14 protein-coding genes and 1 pseudogene are annotated in these 15,860 nt (G+C 66.4%); 12 read left to right on the top strand and 3 right to left on the bottom strand.

Going from position 1 to position 15,860, the window contains the following annotated elements; genetic code table 11:
- Positions 1-33: 33 nt before the first annotated feature.
- The 11 genes and pseudogenes from ACIN94_RS26505 to ACIN94_RS26455 form a co-directional block, all read left to right on the top strand.
- On the top strand, positions 34-1,203 hold the full coding sequence (locus tag ACIN94_RS26505) for a MaoC family dehydratase N-terminal domain-containing protein (RefSeq protein ID WP_400711311.1): 1,170 nt from the start codon (positions 34-36) through the stop codon (positions 1,201-1,203).
- Positions 1,196-2,419, top strand: coding sequence for a CaiB/BaiF CoA transferase family protein (locus ACIN94_RS26500; RefSeq protein WP_400711308.1), 1,224 nt, complete (start codon positions 1,196-1,198; stop codon positions 2,417-2,419). Before ACIN94_RS26505 ends, ACIN94_RS26500 begins: the two co-directional genes overlap by 8 nt.
- Before the next feature lies 1 nt (position 2,420).
- On the top strand, positions 2,421-3,602 hold the full coding sequence (locus ACIN94_RS26495; RefSeq protein WP_400711305.1) for an NAD(P)/FAD-dependent oxidoreductase: 1,182 nt from the start codon (positions 2,421-2,423) through the stop codon (positions 3,600-3,602).
- Between the two features lie 32 nt (positions 3,603-3,634).
- A complete protein-coding gene (locus tag ACIN94_RS26490; protein WP_400711302.1) occupies positions 3,635-4,807 on the top strand; it encodes a Zn-dependent alcohol dehydrogenase in 1,173 nt (390 codons plus the stop codon).
- Positions 4,808-4,812: 5 nt separating this feature from the next.
- Positions 4,813-6,483, top strand: a complete 1,671-nt coding sequence (locus tag ACIN94_RS26485; protein WP_400711366.1) for an AMP-binding protein — start codon at positions 4,813-4,815, stop codon at positions 6,481-6,483.
- Positions 6,476-7,621, top strand: a complete 1,146-nt coding sequence (locus tag ACIN94_RS26480) for a CaiB/BaiF CoA transferase family protein (RefSeq protein ID WP_400711299.1) — start codon at positions 6,476-6,478, stop codon at positions 7,619-7,621. The genes ACIN94_RS26485 and ACIN94_RS26480 overlap by 8 nt, the downstream gene beginning before the upstream one ends.
- Positions 7,618-8,475 carry an acyl-CoA thioesterase gene (locus ACIN94_RS26475; protein WP_400711296.1) on the top strand — a complete coding sequence of 286 codons (858 nt, stop codon included), beginning with the start codon at positions 7,618-7,620 and terminating at the stop codon, positions 8,473-8,475. Before ACIN94_RS26480 ends, ACIN94_RS26475 begins: the two co-directional genes overlap by 4 nt.
- A gap of 71 nt (positions 8,476-8,546) precedes the next feature.
- The gene (locus tag ACIN94_RS26470; protein ID WP_400711293.1) at positions 8,547-9,884 is read left to right on the top strand and encodes a cytochrome P450; all 1,338 of its coding nucleotides are present in this window, start codon (positions 8,547-8,549) and stop codon (positions 9,882-9,884) included.
- 66 nt (positions 9,885-9,950) lie between these two features.
- Entirely contained in the window at positions 9,951-11,372 is a 1,422-nt protein-coding gene (locus tag ACIN94_RS26465; protein ID WP_400711290.1) for an aldehyde dehydrogenase family protein, read from the top strand.
- 89 nt (positions 11,373-11,461) lie between these two features.
- On the top strand, positions 11,462-11,671 hold the full coding sequence (locus ACIN94_RS26460; RefSeq protein WP_400711287.1) for a ferredoxin: 210 nt from the start codon (positions 11,462-11,464) through the stop codon (positions 11,669-11,671).
- A gap of 102 nt (positions 11,672-11,773) precedes the next feature.
- Positions 11,774-12,037, top strand: a pseudogene (locus tag ACIN94_RS26455) (IS5/IS1182 family transposase); the annotation flags it as partial.
- A 273-nt stretch (positions 12,038-12,310) separates the two neighbouring features.
- Here ACIN94_RS26455 and ACIN94_RS26450 read toward each other — a convergent pair.
- Positions 12,311-12,784, bottom strand: coding sequence for a carboxymuconolactone decarboxylase family protein (locus tag ACIN94_RS26450; RefSeq protein WP_400711284.1), 474 nt, complete (start codon positions 12,782-12,784; stop codon positions 12,311-12,313).
- 368 nt (positions 12,785-13,152) lie between these two features.
- On the opposite strand from ACIN94_RS26450, the gene ACIN94_RS26445 reads away from it, so the two are divergent.
- Entirely contained in the window at positions 13,153-13,737 is a 585-nt protein-coding gene (locus tag ACIN94_RS26445) for a sigma factor (protein ID WP_400711280.1), read from the top strand.
- 69 nt (positions 13,738-13,806) lie between these two features.
- On the opposite strand, the gene ACIN94_RS26440 is transcribed toward ACIN94_RS26445, so the two are convergent.
- Together ACIN94_RS26440 and ACIN94_RS26435 are read right to left on the bottom strand one after the other, a co-directional pair.
- The gene (locus ACIN94_RS26440) at positions 13,807-14,346 is read right to left on the bottom strand and encodes a DinB family protein (protein ID WP_400711277.1); all 540 of its coding nucleotides are present in this window, start codon (positions 14,344-14,346) and stop codon (positions 13,807-13,809) included.
- 359 nt (positions 14,347-14,705) lie between these two features.
- A complete protein-coding gene (locus tag ACIN94_RS26435; protein WP_400711274.1) occupies positions 14,706-15,854 on the bottom strand; it encodes an oxalate decarboxylase family bicupin in 1,149 nt (382 codons plus the stop codon).
- Positions 15,855-15,860 lie beyond the last annotated feature (6 nt).

Here is a 15,860-nt window from a genome sequence, read left to right as displayed (position 1 = left end):
TGCCATCGAGCTCTTGCACCCAAGGAGTCACTGTTGACTGACAACACCCGAACAGCCGCGGACATCACCGACGAGATGGCGGACGAGGCCAGGTCACTGATCGGTGTCTGGCTCCGCCGAGACGTGCACACCCCAGCCGTCGCGGAGGACATCGCACCGATCGACATTCGCCGCTGGGCGATGTACAGCGTCGGAGACGACAACCCCCTGTGGAGCGACGACGAGTACGCGCGCCGGACTATATGGGGAGGGATCGTGGCCCCGCCGACCTTCCTCTACACGATCGACAGCACCATCATCGCGCCAGGGTTACGAGGCATCCAGTGGATCTACGGCGGCACGCGCTGGGAGCACCATGTGCCGGTCCGGGTGGGAGATCGGATCACTGCGAGGGCCCGACTGATCAAGGTGACCGAGAAGACTGGATCGCACGCCAAGCGCTTCATCGTGCAGACCGGGGAGACGCTGTACTTCAACCAGCGCGACGAACTGGTGTCCCGGGCGGAGGCAGATGTCCTCCGGATCCCGCGCAAGGGCAGTGGAAAGGGCCTGGTGGGCTTCGAGAGCCGCAAGGCCGCCGGACGCCAGAAGTACACCCCCGAGCAGATCGAGGAGGTGCGACAGGCATACCTCTCGCAGAAGCCGCGCGGAAGCAAACCGCTCTACTGGGAGTCGGTCTGCGTGGGCGATGAGCTGCCGCCTATCCCCAAGGGCCCACTGACCATCGTCGACATCATGGCGTTCTACGTGGGACGCAGGAACACCTATCCACCGTTGAAACTCGCCTTCGCCGAGCGTGAGCGACACCCGGCGAACGTATTCGTGAGCCCGTCGACCGGAATCCCCGTGCACCCGGCCGCCGGCCACCTCGACGAGGAAATCGCCCACGAGGTCGGAATGCCAGGGATCTACGACCAGGGCTGGATGCGCGCCAACTGGCTGGGTCACCTGATCACCGACTGGTGCGGAGACCACGGCTTCGTCCGCAAGCTGGGCATCCGGCTCCAGTTGCCCAACCTCATCGGCGACCTCACCTGGTGCAGGGGCATCGTGGTCCGCAAGTACGTCGAGAATGACGAGCACCTGGTCGACATCGAATGCTGGGGGGAGAACCAACGAGGGGAGCGCAACGTCCAGGGCACCGCAACGGTGCGCCTTCCCAGTAAGGACGTGTCGAGCCTGGAAGGGGTCCGGCGTGGCTGACTCGACGAAGGTCGGTCCCCTTCACGGGGTGAAGGTCTGCGACTTTACGCACGGGGTCGCCGGGCCGTACACGACGATGCTGCTCGCAGACCTCGGCGCGGACGTCTGGAAGCTCGAGAAGCCGGGCCGGGGTGACGCGACGAGGTACATGAACGTCAGCAAGCGCTACCGCGGCGACATTCCGCGCAGCGGCGGCGACTACTTCCTGGCCATCAACCGCAACAAGCGGTCGGTCGGAGTCGACCTCAAGACCGAGGACGGACGCCGACTGGCGCTCGCGCTGGCCAGCCGCGCCGACATCGTGGTGTCCAACTTCCGGCCCGGGGTGATGGAGTCCTTGGGTCTTGGGTACACCGACGTCCGAGCGGTCAACCCTGGTGTCGTCTACGCCTCGCTCTCGGCGTACGGCGAACGCGGCCCGCTTGCCTCCCAGCCCGGCATGGACGTCGCCGTCCAAGCCAGGTCGGGCGTCATGTCCATCACCGGCTATGGCGGGATGGACCCGGTGAAGCCCGGTGTGTCGCTGGCCGACTTCGCAGGAGGATCCCACCTGACCACCGCTGTGCTGAGTGCTCTGTTCCAGCGAGAGCGCACAGGAGAGGGTCAGCAGGTCAGCATCTCCCTGCTCGAGGCCACCATGTCGATGCTGATCAACTACTCCGTGGCGGTCATCGACGGTGGCGCCGTCATCGCCCCGATGGGCTCGGGGCATCCCCAACTGGTGCCCTTCCAGGCCTTCCCCACCTCCGACGGCTACGTCGTCATCGGGACCGGCACGAACCGACTCTTCGGTGACCTCTGCGACGTGCTCGGGGCGCCAGAACTCAGGGACGACCCGCGGTTCCTCACCAACGTCGACCGGGTGGCGAACCGGGAGGAGCTCATCCCGCTGATCGAGAAGCTCACCCGGACGCGGGACACCGCGGAGTGGCTTGCCATCTTCGAGGAGAGCAGCATCCCGTGTGCGCCGGTCAACACGATGGAGCAGGCACTGACGGACCCTCAGCTGCTGGCCAACGACGCCATCGTTGAGGTCGACCATCCAGTCGTCGGGCCGTTGCACGTGCTCGCCAGCCCGTACCACTTCAGTGCCGCGTCGGCCGACGTGCGGATGCCGCCGCCGCAACTCGCCGAGCACACCGCCGAGGTCCTGTCCGAGGTGCTGGGGCTCGACGAGGACCAGATCGACTCACTGCGGTCGCGAGGAGTGATCTGAGATGTCCGCCGGCAGAGTGGTGGTGGCCGGCGGTGGACTCGGCGCCCTCCGCACCGTCGAGGCCCTCCGTGCACAAGGGTGGCCGGGGGAGATCCTCGTGGTCGGCGACGAGATCTACGCGCCGTACAACCGGCCGCCGCTGTCCAAGCAGCTGCTCCTCACTGAACCCGACCACAAGGCTGTGGCATTCAAACTGCGGCAGAGCATCAGCGACGTGACCTGGCGACTCGGAACCCGAGTAGAGCACGCCGATCTGATGGCCCACCAGCTCACGCTCAGCGACGGCAGCCACATCACGTACGACGCACTCGTCGCAGCGACCGGGGTGCGCGCCCGGCGCCTGGCGCCGGCGGCGGGTCGTTTGGACTGCCACGCCCTCCGGACCCTGGACGACTGCACGGGCCTGCGTCGGGCGCTCGTTCCGGGTTGTCGCGTGGTCGTCGTGGGAGCCGGCTTCATCGGCTGCGAGGCGGCCACCGCGCTGCGTGCGGCCGGCTTCGGCGTCGACGTCGTCGAGTGTGACCAGGAGGCCATGCAACGGCCGCTCGGCCCCATCATCGGCGGTGCGATCCGGGCCCGGCATGAGGCGCTCGGAGTGCGGTTCCATCTAGGCAGAAGAGTCCTGGACATCGTCGGCCCCGCCGGCTCGCCGGTCGTCGTCCTCGATGACGGGCGGGAGCTCCCCTGTGCGGCGGTGATCCAGGCGGTTGGTTCCATACCCAATACCGAATGGCTCGAGGGCAACGGACTCGACCTGACCGACGGGGTGGTCTGCGACTCCGACCTGCGAGTGCCTGGCTTCGATGACGTCTTCGCCATCGGAGACGTGGCGCGCTTCCCCAATGCGTTGTACGACGACGCGCCGAACCGGTGCGAGCACTGGCAGATGTCGATACTCACCGCGAAGCGAGCAGCCACGTCCATCGTCGCCGCCCTGCAAAGGGAACACCACGAGACGACCGCATTCGCCCCCGTGCCCTGGTTCTGGTCGGACCAGGACCAGGTGAAGCTGCAGGCCTACGGCAGGCCCGGTACTGGTACGGAGATGAACATCGTCGAAGGAAGTCTCGATGGCGACCTGATTGCCCGGTTCGTGAGGGAGGGACGCGTTGTCGGCGTCGTCCTCGTCGGCCTTGCCCACCGGGCCGCGCAGTACCGGGACTCCATCGGAGTTCCGGCGTGAGCCGTCATTCGAGGGAGCGGAGAGAGACACCTATGACAGAAGGTTCACAGCCGGTTGCGGGCGAGCAGGCCTCTGGGGCCCCGTTGGTCAGCCGGGCAGCGTTGTTGCGCGGTGTGCGGCAGAAGGTCGACATAGTCGGCATCGACGTGGAACAGCCACGCCGCGGCGAGGTGCTGGTGCGGATGGGTGCGACCGGAGTGTGCCAGTCGGACCTGTCGATCTACGAGGGTCGTCTGCCCAACCCGCTACCCATGGTCCTCGGTCACGAGGGTGCCGGATCGGTCGTCGCAGTGGGTGATGGCGTCACGTCGGTGTCGCCCGGGGACCACGTCGTACTTAGTTGGCTGGCCCAGTGTGGGCACTGCTACTACTGCCTTGCCGGCCAGCCGTCAGTGTGTGAGACCGCGAACGACGCGATGCTGCGCGGCACGCTGCTTGATGGGACCACCCGTTACTCGCTTGACGGATCGACCGTCTACCACATGGCCGGACTCGGCACGTTCTCCGAGCTGTGCGTGGTCCCTGAGGGCGCGGCAGTCAAGGTACCGCAGGAGATCGGGTTCGCCCAGGCGGCCCTCCTCGGGTGCAGCGTACTCACCGGCTTCGGTGCCGCGGTCAACACCGGCGGGGTCCGGCCCGGTGAAAGCGTGGCGGTGATCGGCTGCGGCGGGGTCGGGCTCAACGCCGTGCAGGGCGCCAAGCTGTCGGGGGCCAGCGAGATCGTTGCGGTGGACCTGCATCCCGAGCGGCTGGAACTGGCGCGCCAGCTCGGTGCGACATACGCCGTCACACCCCACGACATGCTGGTCAAGCAGATAAGGGGACTGACCCAGGGACGCGGCGTCGACGTCGCGATCGAGGCGGCCGGCAGACAGGAGTCGATCCGAGATGCGCTCCGCATGACCCGTAAGGGCGGCCGGATCGTGCTCGTGGGCGCCGGCCCGGAAGAAGTGCGGCTGAACGTGTCTGCCTTCAACGGGATCGTCCTGACTGAGAAGGTCATCCGCGGCTCTTTCTACGGCTCCTCTTGGGCGGCACGAGATGTGGAGCGGCTGACGAAGTTGTATGCGTCCAATCAGCTCAAGCTTGCCGAGCTCGTCTCGCAGACCTTCGCGTTCGAGGAACTCAACGACGCGCTGAGCTACTGCGCAGACGAACGGGGGGCTCGCGCCGTGATCCTCTTCGAGGACGGAGGAGCCGCGTGAGCCCGATGATGAAGCCGGTCCTTCTGGAGCTGCTCGACGCTTGGGCCGAGCAGTGCGGAAGCGACGCCGTTGTGACTGACTTCGACATCGCGAGGTCGCGCAACTCGGGTACGCCGCACCCCCGCGCGGCGCTTGCTCCGTCGTCCATTCGTGAGCAAGTCGGCGCGCTTGCCGCAGGGCTGCGCCGAGAGGGTGTGGTCAGGGGAGACGTGGTTGCGGTCCAGCTCCCCAACTGGCATGAGTACCTCGTCACCCACCTGGCCCTCTACACGCTCGGTACGATCACCCTGCCCATCTCCCCGATCTACCGGTCGATGGACGTACGTCGTCAGCTCGAGCTGAGCGAGGCGGCCATGCTGATCGTGCCGATGGCTCATAAACAGCGGTCCTACGTGGAGGATGCCGTCGCGCTGAGAGACGAACTGCCGTCGCTCAGTTCTGTCGTGGTGGTCGGCGAAACGGGTGGGGCGGGCGACGTGCGGCGATGGAGCGAGGTCCTCAACGACGGAAGGTCTCCCGAGCTAGAGGAGGAACGCCGGTCGCTTTTGCGTGGGGACCATGCTCTGGGCTCCAACGAGCTCATGCTGCTCAACTTCACCAGTGGCACCACCGGAGACCCGAAGGGCGTGATGCACTCGTGTGCGACCCTCTTGGCCGGCTTGGCGTCCATTGCGCGCCGACTACAGCTCACGGTGGAAGACGTCTTCCTTGTTCCGTCGACGCTCGGTCACGCAGCAGGGTTCGTAAACGGGATGTACCTTCCGCTCTTCCTGGGCGCCCGCGTCGTGTACATGGACGACTGGGACGCCGGGCTCGCGCTACGCATCATGGAAGACTGCGGGGTCAGCTACACGGCCGCCATGCCCACGTACCTACTCGACCTGTTGAGGCACGACGACTTCGCGGCTCGTGACATCAGCACCTTGTCGACGGTCCGAGTAAGCGGTGGCCCGATCTCACGCGCCATGATGGCCGACCTGCATGAGCGGCTGCCGAACGTGCGGCTGTGCCCTGGATGGGGAATGACCGAGTGCCTCTACCTCACATCAGCGGATCCCGACGACGACGTCGAACTGCGCAACAACACAGACGGGCGACCCTTCGACCTGTGTCAGGTCGAAGTGCGCGACCCGAGTTCGGCCCGGGCGCTACCCGAGGGCACGGTGGGTGAGCTGGTGGTGAGGACGCCTTCGATGACACTGGGCTACTACGGCCGGGAGGACCTCACGGCCGCCGCCCTGACCCCCGACGGCTGGTTCAAGACCGGCGACCTGGGCAGTATCCGTGGTAGCCACCTCCAGATCGCTGGCCGCAGCAAGGACATCGTCATTCGGGGCGGTGAGAACATCCCCGTCGTGGCGGTCGAGCAGCTCCTCGAGCAGCACCCGAAGGTGCGCAAAGCGGCCGTGATCGGGGTCGCCGACGCCAGGCTCGGAGAACGGGCCTGCGCGGTCGTGGAATGCCACGGCCAGGATCCGCTGACCTTCGACGAGATGAGGAGGTTCTTCGCCGACCGCGGAGCGACCAAGCACTTCATCCCCGAGCTGCTGGTGGTCACTGAGGAGCTCCCCCTCACCCCCACAGGCAAGATCCGCAAACACGAGCTGGTGTCCAAGTACGCACCCGCAGACGACTTGCCCCGGGCCGGGCGGCTGGCGGGTGGCTCGCGTGCCTGAGGCGCTGCCGTTGGCCGGTGTGCGGGTGCTGTCCCTGGCGGAGCAACTCCCGGGTCCGATCTGCGGCCTGCTGCTCGCCGAACTGGGGGCGGAGGTCACCTTGCTGGAGCGCCCCGACGGCGGCGACCCGCAACGGCAGGTGGGCCCTTGGAACTTCCGCTTCGCCGGGCGTGGCAAGCGGAGCGTCGCCCTGGACCTGAAGGACCAGGTCTCCCTGGCAGCAGCCCGACGTCTTGCTGCGAGCGCGCACATCCTGATCGAGGGCTTCCGGCCCGGCGTACTGGATCGCCTCGGGCTCGGGTACGAGGCGGTGAGCGCCACCAACCCCGCGATCGTGTACTGCTCCATCTCGGGGTATGGAAGCACCGGCCCGTTTGCGCAGGCGGCCGGCCACAACCTGAACTACGAAGCCATGAGCGGGATGCTCGCCCCGTTCGTCACCGGTGCGGCGAAGGAGTACTTCTTGGAAGCCCCGCCGTGGGGCGACATCACCTCCGGCATGCTGGCCGCGCTCGGTGTCGTCGCCGCTCTGCGTATGGCGGAGTCGACCAGCCAGGGGAGTCGGCTGGACCTGTCGATCACCGACAGCCTGGTGTTCGCGCTCGGTCCGGCCCTGTCACGGCACCTCAACGGGGCCGAGGCATTTCCCCGTCGCGAGGGGGCCTATGGGATCTTCCGATGCTCCGACGGCCACGTCGTGCTCGGCATCAACCACGAGGACCACATGTGGCGCGCGTTGTGCAGAGAGCTGTCCCTCGAGGGGTATGCCAGCCTCGATCACGAAGAGCGGCTTCGGCGCCGCAGCGAGATTCGCGAGGCGATCCAGGATGCGATGCTCACCCGGCCTGTGGAGCACTGGGTGCGCGAACTCTCCGAGGTGGCTGCGTGCTCGCCGGTCAACACGCTCGACGCCGTGGTGGGCGACGAACAGCTCCGCACCAGAGGGATCTTCACTGAAGCGACCACGGAGGCCGGATCGACGTTCGTGACAGTCCAGTCTCCGCTGGGACACCGTTACGTGAAGGGATCGCGGGTGCCGCAGTTGGGAGAGCACACTGCGTCCGTGCTGGCAGGGGTGGGAGTGACTGAACAGGAGATCGACCAGATCCTCCAGCACAACCAGAGGTTTGCGTCGTGACCACCCCCCTGACGGAGGCTCTTGAGCTGCGGTCAACGGGCACGGACGCATTCACCGGTCGCGTCCCGCCCACCGAGCTGCGCCAGGTCTATGGAGGGCACCTGGTGGGACAGGCGGCGCTTGCCGCGCGTACGACGGTGAGCCCAGGCCGACGGCTACACTCGCTCCAGACCTACTTCCTTCGTCCCGGCCGCAACGATGCCGAGCTGGAGTACCGCATACGGCGAATCCGAGACGGCGCATCGTCCTGCACTCGCCTCGTGAAGATTCGCCAGGGCGGCGTACAGATCGCGCAGGTCTCGGCATCCTTCACCTCTTTCGAGGCCCTCGAGCTCTCGTACCAGGTGCCGATGCCGACGGCGCCGCCGCCGGAGGCACTGCCCACCCTCCACCAGCGGGTGACGGACCACCCCGACGACTGGCCACTGCTCTATCGCACGTGGCGACACTTCGACGTGCGCTACGTCGAGGCGCCACGCGACCGACTTTCGGGATCGACGAATGGTCCGCGGACGTCGGCCCAGGTGTGGCTCAGGGCGGACGAGCCCCAACCGGACGACCCCGGCTGGCATGAGTGCGCGCTCGCCTACGTGAGCGACCTGACGCTGCTGTCGGTCGTGCTACCCGCGATGTCATTGCGTCCTGCGCTGCCAGGACTGCGGATGGCCTCCCTCGACCACATGCTGTGGTTCCACCAGCCGTGCCGGGTGGACGGTTGGATCCTCTATGACCAGTCCACCCACGCAGTCGGGGGAGGCCTGGGGCTGGCCTCGGGCCACCTGTTCCAGCAGGACGGCACGCTCCTGGCAACAGTTATGCAGCAGGGCGTGATCCGCCGTCCCGACGGCTGTTGACGTCCCCTGACTTGGATGTCAAACTTCGAACACTGACGACAGATTGGTCGTCATTCACTGGAGGCGTATCCATGAACCAAGTGGCGCAGGCACCTTCTTCGCCCATGATCGTGGACGGTCAGGAGATCGTCATCGACCCCACCGCTCCGAGCAACGTGGAGTGCCCCTTCCCGATGTACCGCCACCTTCGTGCTGAGTCGCCCGTCGCCTACATCGCCGAGCATGACTTCTACATGGTCACCACGCACGACTTGTGCATGACGGTGCTCCGCGACCCGGCGACCTTCCGCCAGTGGGATGGCGACGAGATGTTCGAGCCCGGCCAGGGGCCGCCGCTCGGCCGGCCAAGCAACTGGTCGCCTGAGGTGGCCACGGCAATGGAGGGCGCCCATCACCCGGTCTCGACTCTCGTGAACGCGAACCCGCCGCGGCACACCAGGTATCGCAAGCTTGCCAACTCCCTCTTCTCGGCACGTCGTACCGCGGATGCGATGGAAGGGCGGATGCACGAGATCGTCAACGACCTGATCGACGCCTTTCCGGCCGAGGGTGAGGTCGACTTCGTGGAGGCCTTCGCCGTTCCCTTCCCGATCCGCGTGATCTCCGAGGTCCTCGGCTTCCCGGCAGACCAGTACCAGACGTTCAAGCGCTGGACCGACTCGGCGATGGTTGCGATCGCAGGCGGTGTCGAAACGGATCGTCTGGTCCAGGCTGCCAACGACATCGTCGAGTTTCAGCGATTCCTCCTCGAGATGGTCGAAAGCCGGCGCAAGGAGCCGAAGGATGACGTCGTCGGCTACTTGGCAGCAGCCCAGCTCCAGGACGTCGACGGGCCGAGGCTGCTGGATGAACGGGAGACGATCGGTCTCGGTTTGCACCTGCTCACCGGTGGTGGCGAGACGACCACCAACCTGCTCGGGTCACTTGTGTACCGGATCAGCGTCGAGCCGGGCCTGCTCGAGAAGGTCTGTGCCGACCCGGCCAGCATCCCGTCGGTGATCGAGGAGACGCTCCGTCTGGACTCGCCGTTCCAGGCGCTTTTCCGGCGCACAACTCGCCAAGTCGCGCTCGGCGGTGTCGATCTCCGGGAGGGCGCGAAGGTGCTGGTCGCGTTCGGCTCTGCCAACCACGACGAGGCGCTCTTCTCCAATGGAGACGAGTTCTCCCTCGACCGCGAGGACTCCGGAGCCCACATCGCCTTCGGCTTCGGCACCCACTTCTGTCTCGGTGCCCCGCTGGCCAGGCGTGAGGCGCTGATCGCGGTGGAGACGTTGACCCGTCGGCTGCCGGGGCTGCGGCTCAAGGCCGGTGGCGACGTTGTCCAGCACGAGCACGCCTTCCTGCGTGGACTGCGCAAGCTCGACATCCACTACGACGCGGTGCTGCCCGCGTCGGCCGACGGCTCATGAGGAATCGTCAGGAGAACGCGCATGGTTGATCACTCCCATCTCTTGGGCGCGCTCCCAAGGGCAGAGATGCTCATCAGTGACAAGTGGCTTTCACATGGAAGTGCCGGGACATTCGACCTGATCGACCCATCGACCGGTTTACGGGTGACCGAGGTGCCCATGGGTGGACCGAACGAGGCCGGAAAGGCAGTGGCCGCGGCGTCTGCCGCTGCTCCCGCCTGGCGACGATTCCCACCGCATAAGCGGCGCGATCTGCTCCTGCGCTTGGCCGACCTCATCTCCGCGAACCGCGACCTGTTCGGGACAGTCGCCGCGGTGGAACAGGGGTTGCCCGGGGGGAGCATCTACGCCCGGCACTGCGCTGAGTGGGTGAGGTACTACGCGGGCTGGTCTGAGAAGATCCACGGCACCGTGAACCCGTCGTACCCGGTGGATGCGCTGGCCTATGTGGTCAAGGAGCCCTACGGCGTCGTTGCGGTGATCACCCCGTTCAACGAGTCATTGTCGGCGCTTGGCATGAAGGTGGCGCCGGCACTCGCGGCCGGCAACTGCGTCGTGGTCAAGCCGCCCGAGCAAACCCCTTTGCAGACCACGCTGTTCGCACGCCTGGCCTTGGAGGCTGGCATCCCGCCCGGTGTACTGAACGTGATCACCGGTGGCCCTGCAGCAGGGGAAGCGCTCGTCCGCCACGCCGACGTGCGCAAGGTCTCCTTCACGGGCGGAATTCGCACAGCGCGGGCGATTCTCAAGGCCGCCGCGGAGACGGTGACGCCCGTGGTCACCGAGCTCGGGGGAAAGTCGGCGAACATCGTCTTTGCCGATGGCGACTGGCAAGCGGGCGCGCGACTCTCCGCGATGAACGCATGCGTGAACATTGCGGGGCAAGGCTGCATGTTCCCGACCAGACTGCTCGTCGAGGAGTCGGTGCATGACGCCGTCGTCGAGGAGGTACGCCGTCTGCTCGCGCCTGTGACGATCGGCGATCCGGCTGACGATGCGACCGAGATGGGTCCGGTCATCGACCGAACCGCGATGGATCGCATTATGGGAGTGATCGAGCGAGCAGCGACGCACAGCAAACTCATCGTTGGCGGAAAACGGCGTGGCGGTGACCTCGCCGACGGGTTCTTCATCGAGCCGACGGTCTTCGACGACGTCGACCCTGACAGTGAGCTAGCTCGGGAGGAGGTCTTCGGGCCGGTCCTCGCCATCACCTCCTTCCGTGACGACGCCGAGGCGGTCGCCATTGCGAACGGATCGGAGGCCGGACTCGCCGCGTATCTCTACACCGACAATCTTCGGCGAGCGCATAGCATCGCCCGCGAGCTCGAGGCCGGCACGGTCGGCATCAATGGTATGACCACCGTGCCGCCGACCTTCCCGTTCGGTGGCTACAAGCAGAGCGGTGTCGGCCGAGAGGGAGGGCAGGACGGACTGCTCGAGTTCCTCCAGACCAAGACGGTCTACGTCCCGCTCGGCGAAGCCTGAGTCGCGCGCCACCCCACCATCCATCAGTCGTCAGGCCTGGATGGAACCCCCGAGCCCAGGACCGATCAACACGACGAGGGAGAAACAGCATGCACATCGAAGTTGACATGGATCTGTGTGACCTGCACGGTCAGTGCACCTTCGCGGCTCCCGATGTCTTCCGCTTCACCGACTCTGGGGACCTGAACTACGACCCGGAGCCATCCGAGGACCAGCGTGAGGCGGTGGAAGAAGCCATCGACGTCTGCCCCGTGCAGGCGATTACCATGCGCGTCTCGGGAGTGTTAAGCAAAGGGTAAGTAAAGGGTGTAACTAGAGCGCCGGTCATGTAATCCTGCCTGAGTTCGTGGTACCTCTTCCTGGTCGCGTGTTGCTCGGGGTCAGGGAGAGGCTCGTGGTTCATGCGTCCCAGGACATGGCGTCCACCGGTGGAACCGTCCGCGGCTGAGCAGACCGTCATCAAGCTGATCAAGCGGGCGAAGCTGTTCGTCTTCTTGCGCCTTAGCCGGCACGAGCTGTTCGACGAGGTGTTCCAGGCCGAGCTCACGGGCATGTACGGCCAAGCCGCCAAGGGGCGTCCGCCGGTGGCGCCCGCGCGGCTGGCGCTGGCCCTGATCCTGCAGGCCTACACCGGCGCCTCCGATGATGAGGTGATCGAGGCGATGGTGCCAGCGGCATGCGTACCTCTTCACCCGCCTCATCGACGTACGCGACCTCGAACCCGGCAAGGCCTGACCGCGAACTGCCTCCGATGGCAACGATCCACAGTGCGACGTTCATGAGATTTCTCCTTATAAGGGTTGTAGGCGGATCCGGTCTTGAAACCGGAGCGGCGATCGGGTCCCGCGTGGGGGCCAGGTCAACGCCCCCGGCCCCCTGGCGAGCGGTGTCTGGGCCGTACTGCTGATGCGAGGCGGCATCCGGCCAGGTCCTGCTCGTTATCCGTGCTGGCCGGGCTGGTAGTCGCCGGCGGGCTGCTGGGTGATGACGTTCACGCGGTTGGCGGCGTTGATGAAGGCGAGGAGGGACACCAACGCGGCGAGTTCGTCCTCGGTGTAGTGCTTGGCGGCATTCGCCCAGACCTCGTCGGTGACGCCACCGGCCGCGTCGGCGATGCGGGTGCCCTGCTCGGTCAGCTCCAGGGCGGCGCGTTCGGCATCGGTGAACACCGTGGCCTCCCGCCAGGCCGCGACCAGGTTGAGGCGGGTGAGGGTCTCCCCGGCGTGTGCAGCGTCCTTGGTATGCATGTCGACGCAGACTCCGCAGCCATTGATCTGACTGGCGCGGAGCGTCACCAGTTCGCGCGTCGCGGCCGGCAGCGTCGAGTCCGCGAGTGCCTTGCCCGCCGCGATGATGTGCTTCAGGATCTTGCCTGCGGTCGGGTTGCCGAAGAGGTTCAAGCGAGCATCCATTGTGCACTCCTTGCTGTTTGTAGCTGGTCGACCATGAGATGCCGGCGACCCGATCCTTGTGACAGCCCACATACGTGACGTGCGCCACAACCAGGCGACCGGCATCAGCCCATTCCTCTTGGCCCGGTGATCAGGAGGGCCCGCAGTGACCCACCCGCGGCATCCGAGCGCACCGCCGCATCTCGCGCACCTGCGGCCGTGGCGCCTGCCTTGACGTACCACAGGGCCGCCGGTTACTCCTCCGGAAAGGGCGACGCGTGGCGTTGATCATGTTCGCACTACGTTCTTCACCGTCGTGGTGTCACAAAACGGTGGGGCCCGGTGTCTTACGGGGGACACAACCGAGAGCGAACAGACAGGAGCCACCCATGGCCAGCGTTGCGGACCACGCCGGAGGTCGCGGCGGGGACATGAACGAGAACGTCCGCCCTGACCTCGCTACTGAGGCGTTCGTCACCCACCGCAACCTGCTCTTCACGGTCGCCTACGAGATGTTCGGCTCGGCCGCCGACGCCGAGGACGTCCTTCAGGAGACCTGGCTGCGGTGGGCGGCCGTCGATCACGCCACGGTGCTGGACCAGCGCGCGTATCTGGTCAAGATCGCCACCCGGCAGGCGCTCACCCGGCTGCGCACGCTCGGCCGCCGCAAGGAATCCTACGTCGGCCCCTGGCTGCCCGAGCCGCTGCTGACCGCGCCCGACGTGGCCGAGGACGTCGAGCTGGCCGACAGGGTGGCTCGCGTGTTCGCCGCCGGCTTGAAGAAGGTCGGCGCCGAGATGTCGCTCGAGCCGGTACAGGTCAATGGCGGCCCGGCTCTGATCGTCCGGCTCAACGGGGAGATCGATGGCGTCATGGCGGTCCGGGTCGAGGACGGCTTGGTCACCGGGCTCTACTACGTACGCAATCCCGAGAAGCTGTCGCGTGTGGAGCGGGAGACTGCCGTGAGCCGCTGAACCCCAGGGGACTCCGTCGGCCGCCGATGTGCCGGACGGGTCGGAGGACCGGCTGACCTCGGGGTGGGGCTACTCCCCGGTGAGCCCGTCCACCGACTCCCGGAGGAGGTCGGCATGGCCGTTGTGCCGCGCGTACTCCTCGATCATGTGGCTCAGGATCCATCGCAGGCTCGGTGCCCGACCGTCGGGCCAGGTGCGCCGGGCCCGACGCTCCAGGCCGCCGTCGGCCAGCGCCTCCGCGACCAGGGAGCGGGAGCGGGCCACGGCGTCCTGCCAGAGCGCATGGAGTTGCTCGGGGGAGTCCTCGGCGGCCGAGTGCCATTCCCAATTGGGGTCGGCCCTCCAGTCCACTGTGTCCCACGGGGGCTGCCGGTCTCGCCCGTGCAGCCACCGGGAGAACCAGTCGTCCTCAACGTAGGCCAAGTGCTTGAGCAACCCGCCCAGGGTCATCGACGAGGCGCCGACGGTCGCCCTCAGGCCGGCCGCGTCCAGTCCCGCGCACTTCCACGCCAGGGTCGCGCGCTGGAACTCCAGGAAACCCAGGAGGGTGGTGGTCTCGTCGGCCGCGAGGGGAGGTTCCGGACGGCCCTGCTCGTCTAGAGGGATCATGGGCGGTGAGTCTAGGCGCTGAACCGCCCAGTGGCATCGTCAGGGAATTCGTCGGTTTCGCCGCTGCACTCATTTGCTACCGCCGCCTCATCAAATGGTTGGCGGCCGGGGAGGCGGTGCTCGTGGTGGCCGCATGAACCCGAGTTGGCCACCAGGGTCACCAGGGTCCCTGGTGGCCACAGAACCCTCTCTGTGACCTGGTGGCTTGGGCAGACCGGGCAGGAAGTCCCAGAGTTCGGCGCCGCACCAGCCGCCGGGGGCGGACCAGCCGCCGCGCCGGTTCTGACCTCAGCCAAACCCACCGGGACGGCGCGACTGGCGCCGTCCCGGCCCTGGCAGAGACATCCGATGTAACGAGATCATCTGACGACGCTACGTTTGGTCTTCGGGAGTGCCTCGATCATCGACCTCGGGACGTTGAGCGTATCGGCGCTGACTTGCGGCGGAGTGTTGGCCATCCACTGCATCGCTGAAATGTCCTCGAAGAGCGGATTGCGGAACATCTCGAGGAAGACCAGTGGCTCGTTCCCGAGGTTCTCGATGTAGTGCCCGTAAGCGAACGGCACATAGCCGACGTCACCGGCCTGGAAGTTGAACGTCCGTGCCAGGCCCGAGCTGGCGAACACGCCCATCCGGCCGAACCCGGAGATCCAGTACTGCCACTCGTCGTCGGTCGGATGCCAGTGCAGCTCACGCAGACCGCCCGGTTCCACCTCCACGAGAGCGGCCGAGATGGTGGTGGCCGCCGCGAAGGTCCTCGAGTCGACGATCCGCACCGTGCCGCCGTCGAACCGGATCGGCTCCTGTGCGTGCATCCGGTGCTTGAAGGTCCGCGGCACGTCACCCGTGGGGCTGACCACCCGGTCGGACTCCAGGGGAGGCGGCACCTGGCCCTGGAAAATGTATTTCTCCTTCTCCGGCATGTTCTCCATCTGCTCGAGCGTCCAGCCAAAATTCTTCGCCAGGACACTCTTCGGCGTGTGCGCGAAGAAGTCACTGATCATAAATGTGGAATTCTCGGAGAATGATCCGTCATCGAAGACCAGCAGGAACTCCACACCCTCCTCGAGCGCCTGGATGTAGTGCGGCACACCCTTAGGGAAGAACCACAGGTCGCCCTTCTGCACGTCGTCGAGGAAGTTGCAGCCCTCCTGGTCGACGGCGCCGATCCGGCAGCTGCCCTCCAGTACGTAGGCCCACTCCGCCTCCTTGTGCCAGTGCAGCTCACGGTAGGCGCCCGGGTTGAGGTGCATGTCGACGCCGGCCAGCGTGGTGGCGATCGGTAACTCGCGCGCGGTGACCTCCCTGGTCCATCCGCCCTCCTCGATCCGGGTGTGCGCCATGGAGAAGGAGAATTTCATGTTGGGCACGGTGCCGTGGTCGGTGACCGGCGGCGTGAGCAGGTCCGGATTCTGAATGTCCAACTCGATGTTCCGGGGGCCCGTGTCGACGCCTCCCTGGCCGTCTCGTTGGGGCTGCGGAATGTTCTTGTACGTACGGTTGCGCATGTGAGT

Origin of the sequence: Streptosporangium sp. NPDC087985, assembly GCF_044741965.1 — a bacterium.
Classification (GTDB): domain Bacteria; phylum Actinomycetota; class Actinomycetes; order Streptosporangiales; family Streptosporangiaceae; genus Streptosporangium.
This window is presented reverse-complemented; position numbering and strand designations above follow the sequence as displayed.

What these genes read in the sequence shown, in the direction of transcription:
- ACIN94_RS26495 (WP_400711305.1), top strand. Translation starts at nt 2,421, where the DNA reads ATGTCCGCCGGCAGAGTGGTGGTGGCCGGCGGTGGACTCGGCGCCCTC.
- ACIN94_RS26490 (WP_400711302.1), top strand. Translation starts at nt 3,635, where the DNA reads ATGACAGAAGGTTCACAGCCGGTTGCGGGCGAGCAGGCCTCTGGGGCC.
- ACIN94_RS26485 (WP_400711366.1), top strand. Translation starts at nt 4,813, where the DNA reads ATGATGAAGCCGGTCCTTCTGGAGCTGCTCGACGCTTGGGCCGAGCAG.
- ACIN94_RS26470 (WP_400711293.1), top strand. Translation starts at nt 8,547, where the DNA reads ATGAACCAAGTGGCGCAGGCACCTTCTTCGCCCATGATCGTGGACGGT.
- ACIN94_RS26465 (WP_400711290.1), top strand. Translation starts at nt 9,951, where the DNA reads ATGCTCATCAGTGACAAGTGGCTTTCACATGGAAGTGCCGGGACATTC.
- ACIN94_RS26460 (WP_400711287.1), top strand. Translation starts at nt 11,462, where the DNA reads ATGCACATCGAAGTTGACATGGATCTGTGTGACCTGCACGGTCAGTGC.
- ACIN94_RS26450 (WP_400711284.1), bottom strand. Translation starts at nt 12,784, where the DNA reads ATGGATGCTCGCTTGAACCTCTTCGGCAACCCGACCGCAGGCAAGATC.
- ACIN94_RS26445 (WP_400711280.1), top strand. Translation starts at nt 13,153, where the DNA reads ATGGCCAGCGTTGCGGACCACGCCGGAGGTCGCGGCGGGGACATGAAC.
- ACIN94_RS26440 (WP_400711277.1), bottom strand. Translation starts at nt 14,346, where the DNA reads ATGATCCCTCTAGACGAGCAGGGCCGTCCGGAACCTCCCCTCGCGGCC.
- ACIN94_RS26435 (WP_400711274.1), bottom strand. Translation starts at nt 15,854, where the DNA reads ATGCGCAACCGTACGTACAAGAACATTCCGCAGCCCCAACGAGACGGC.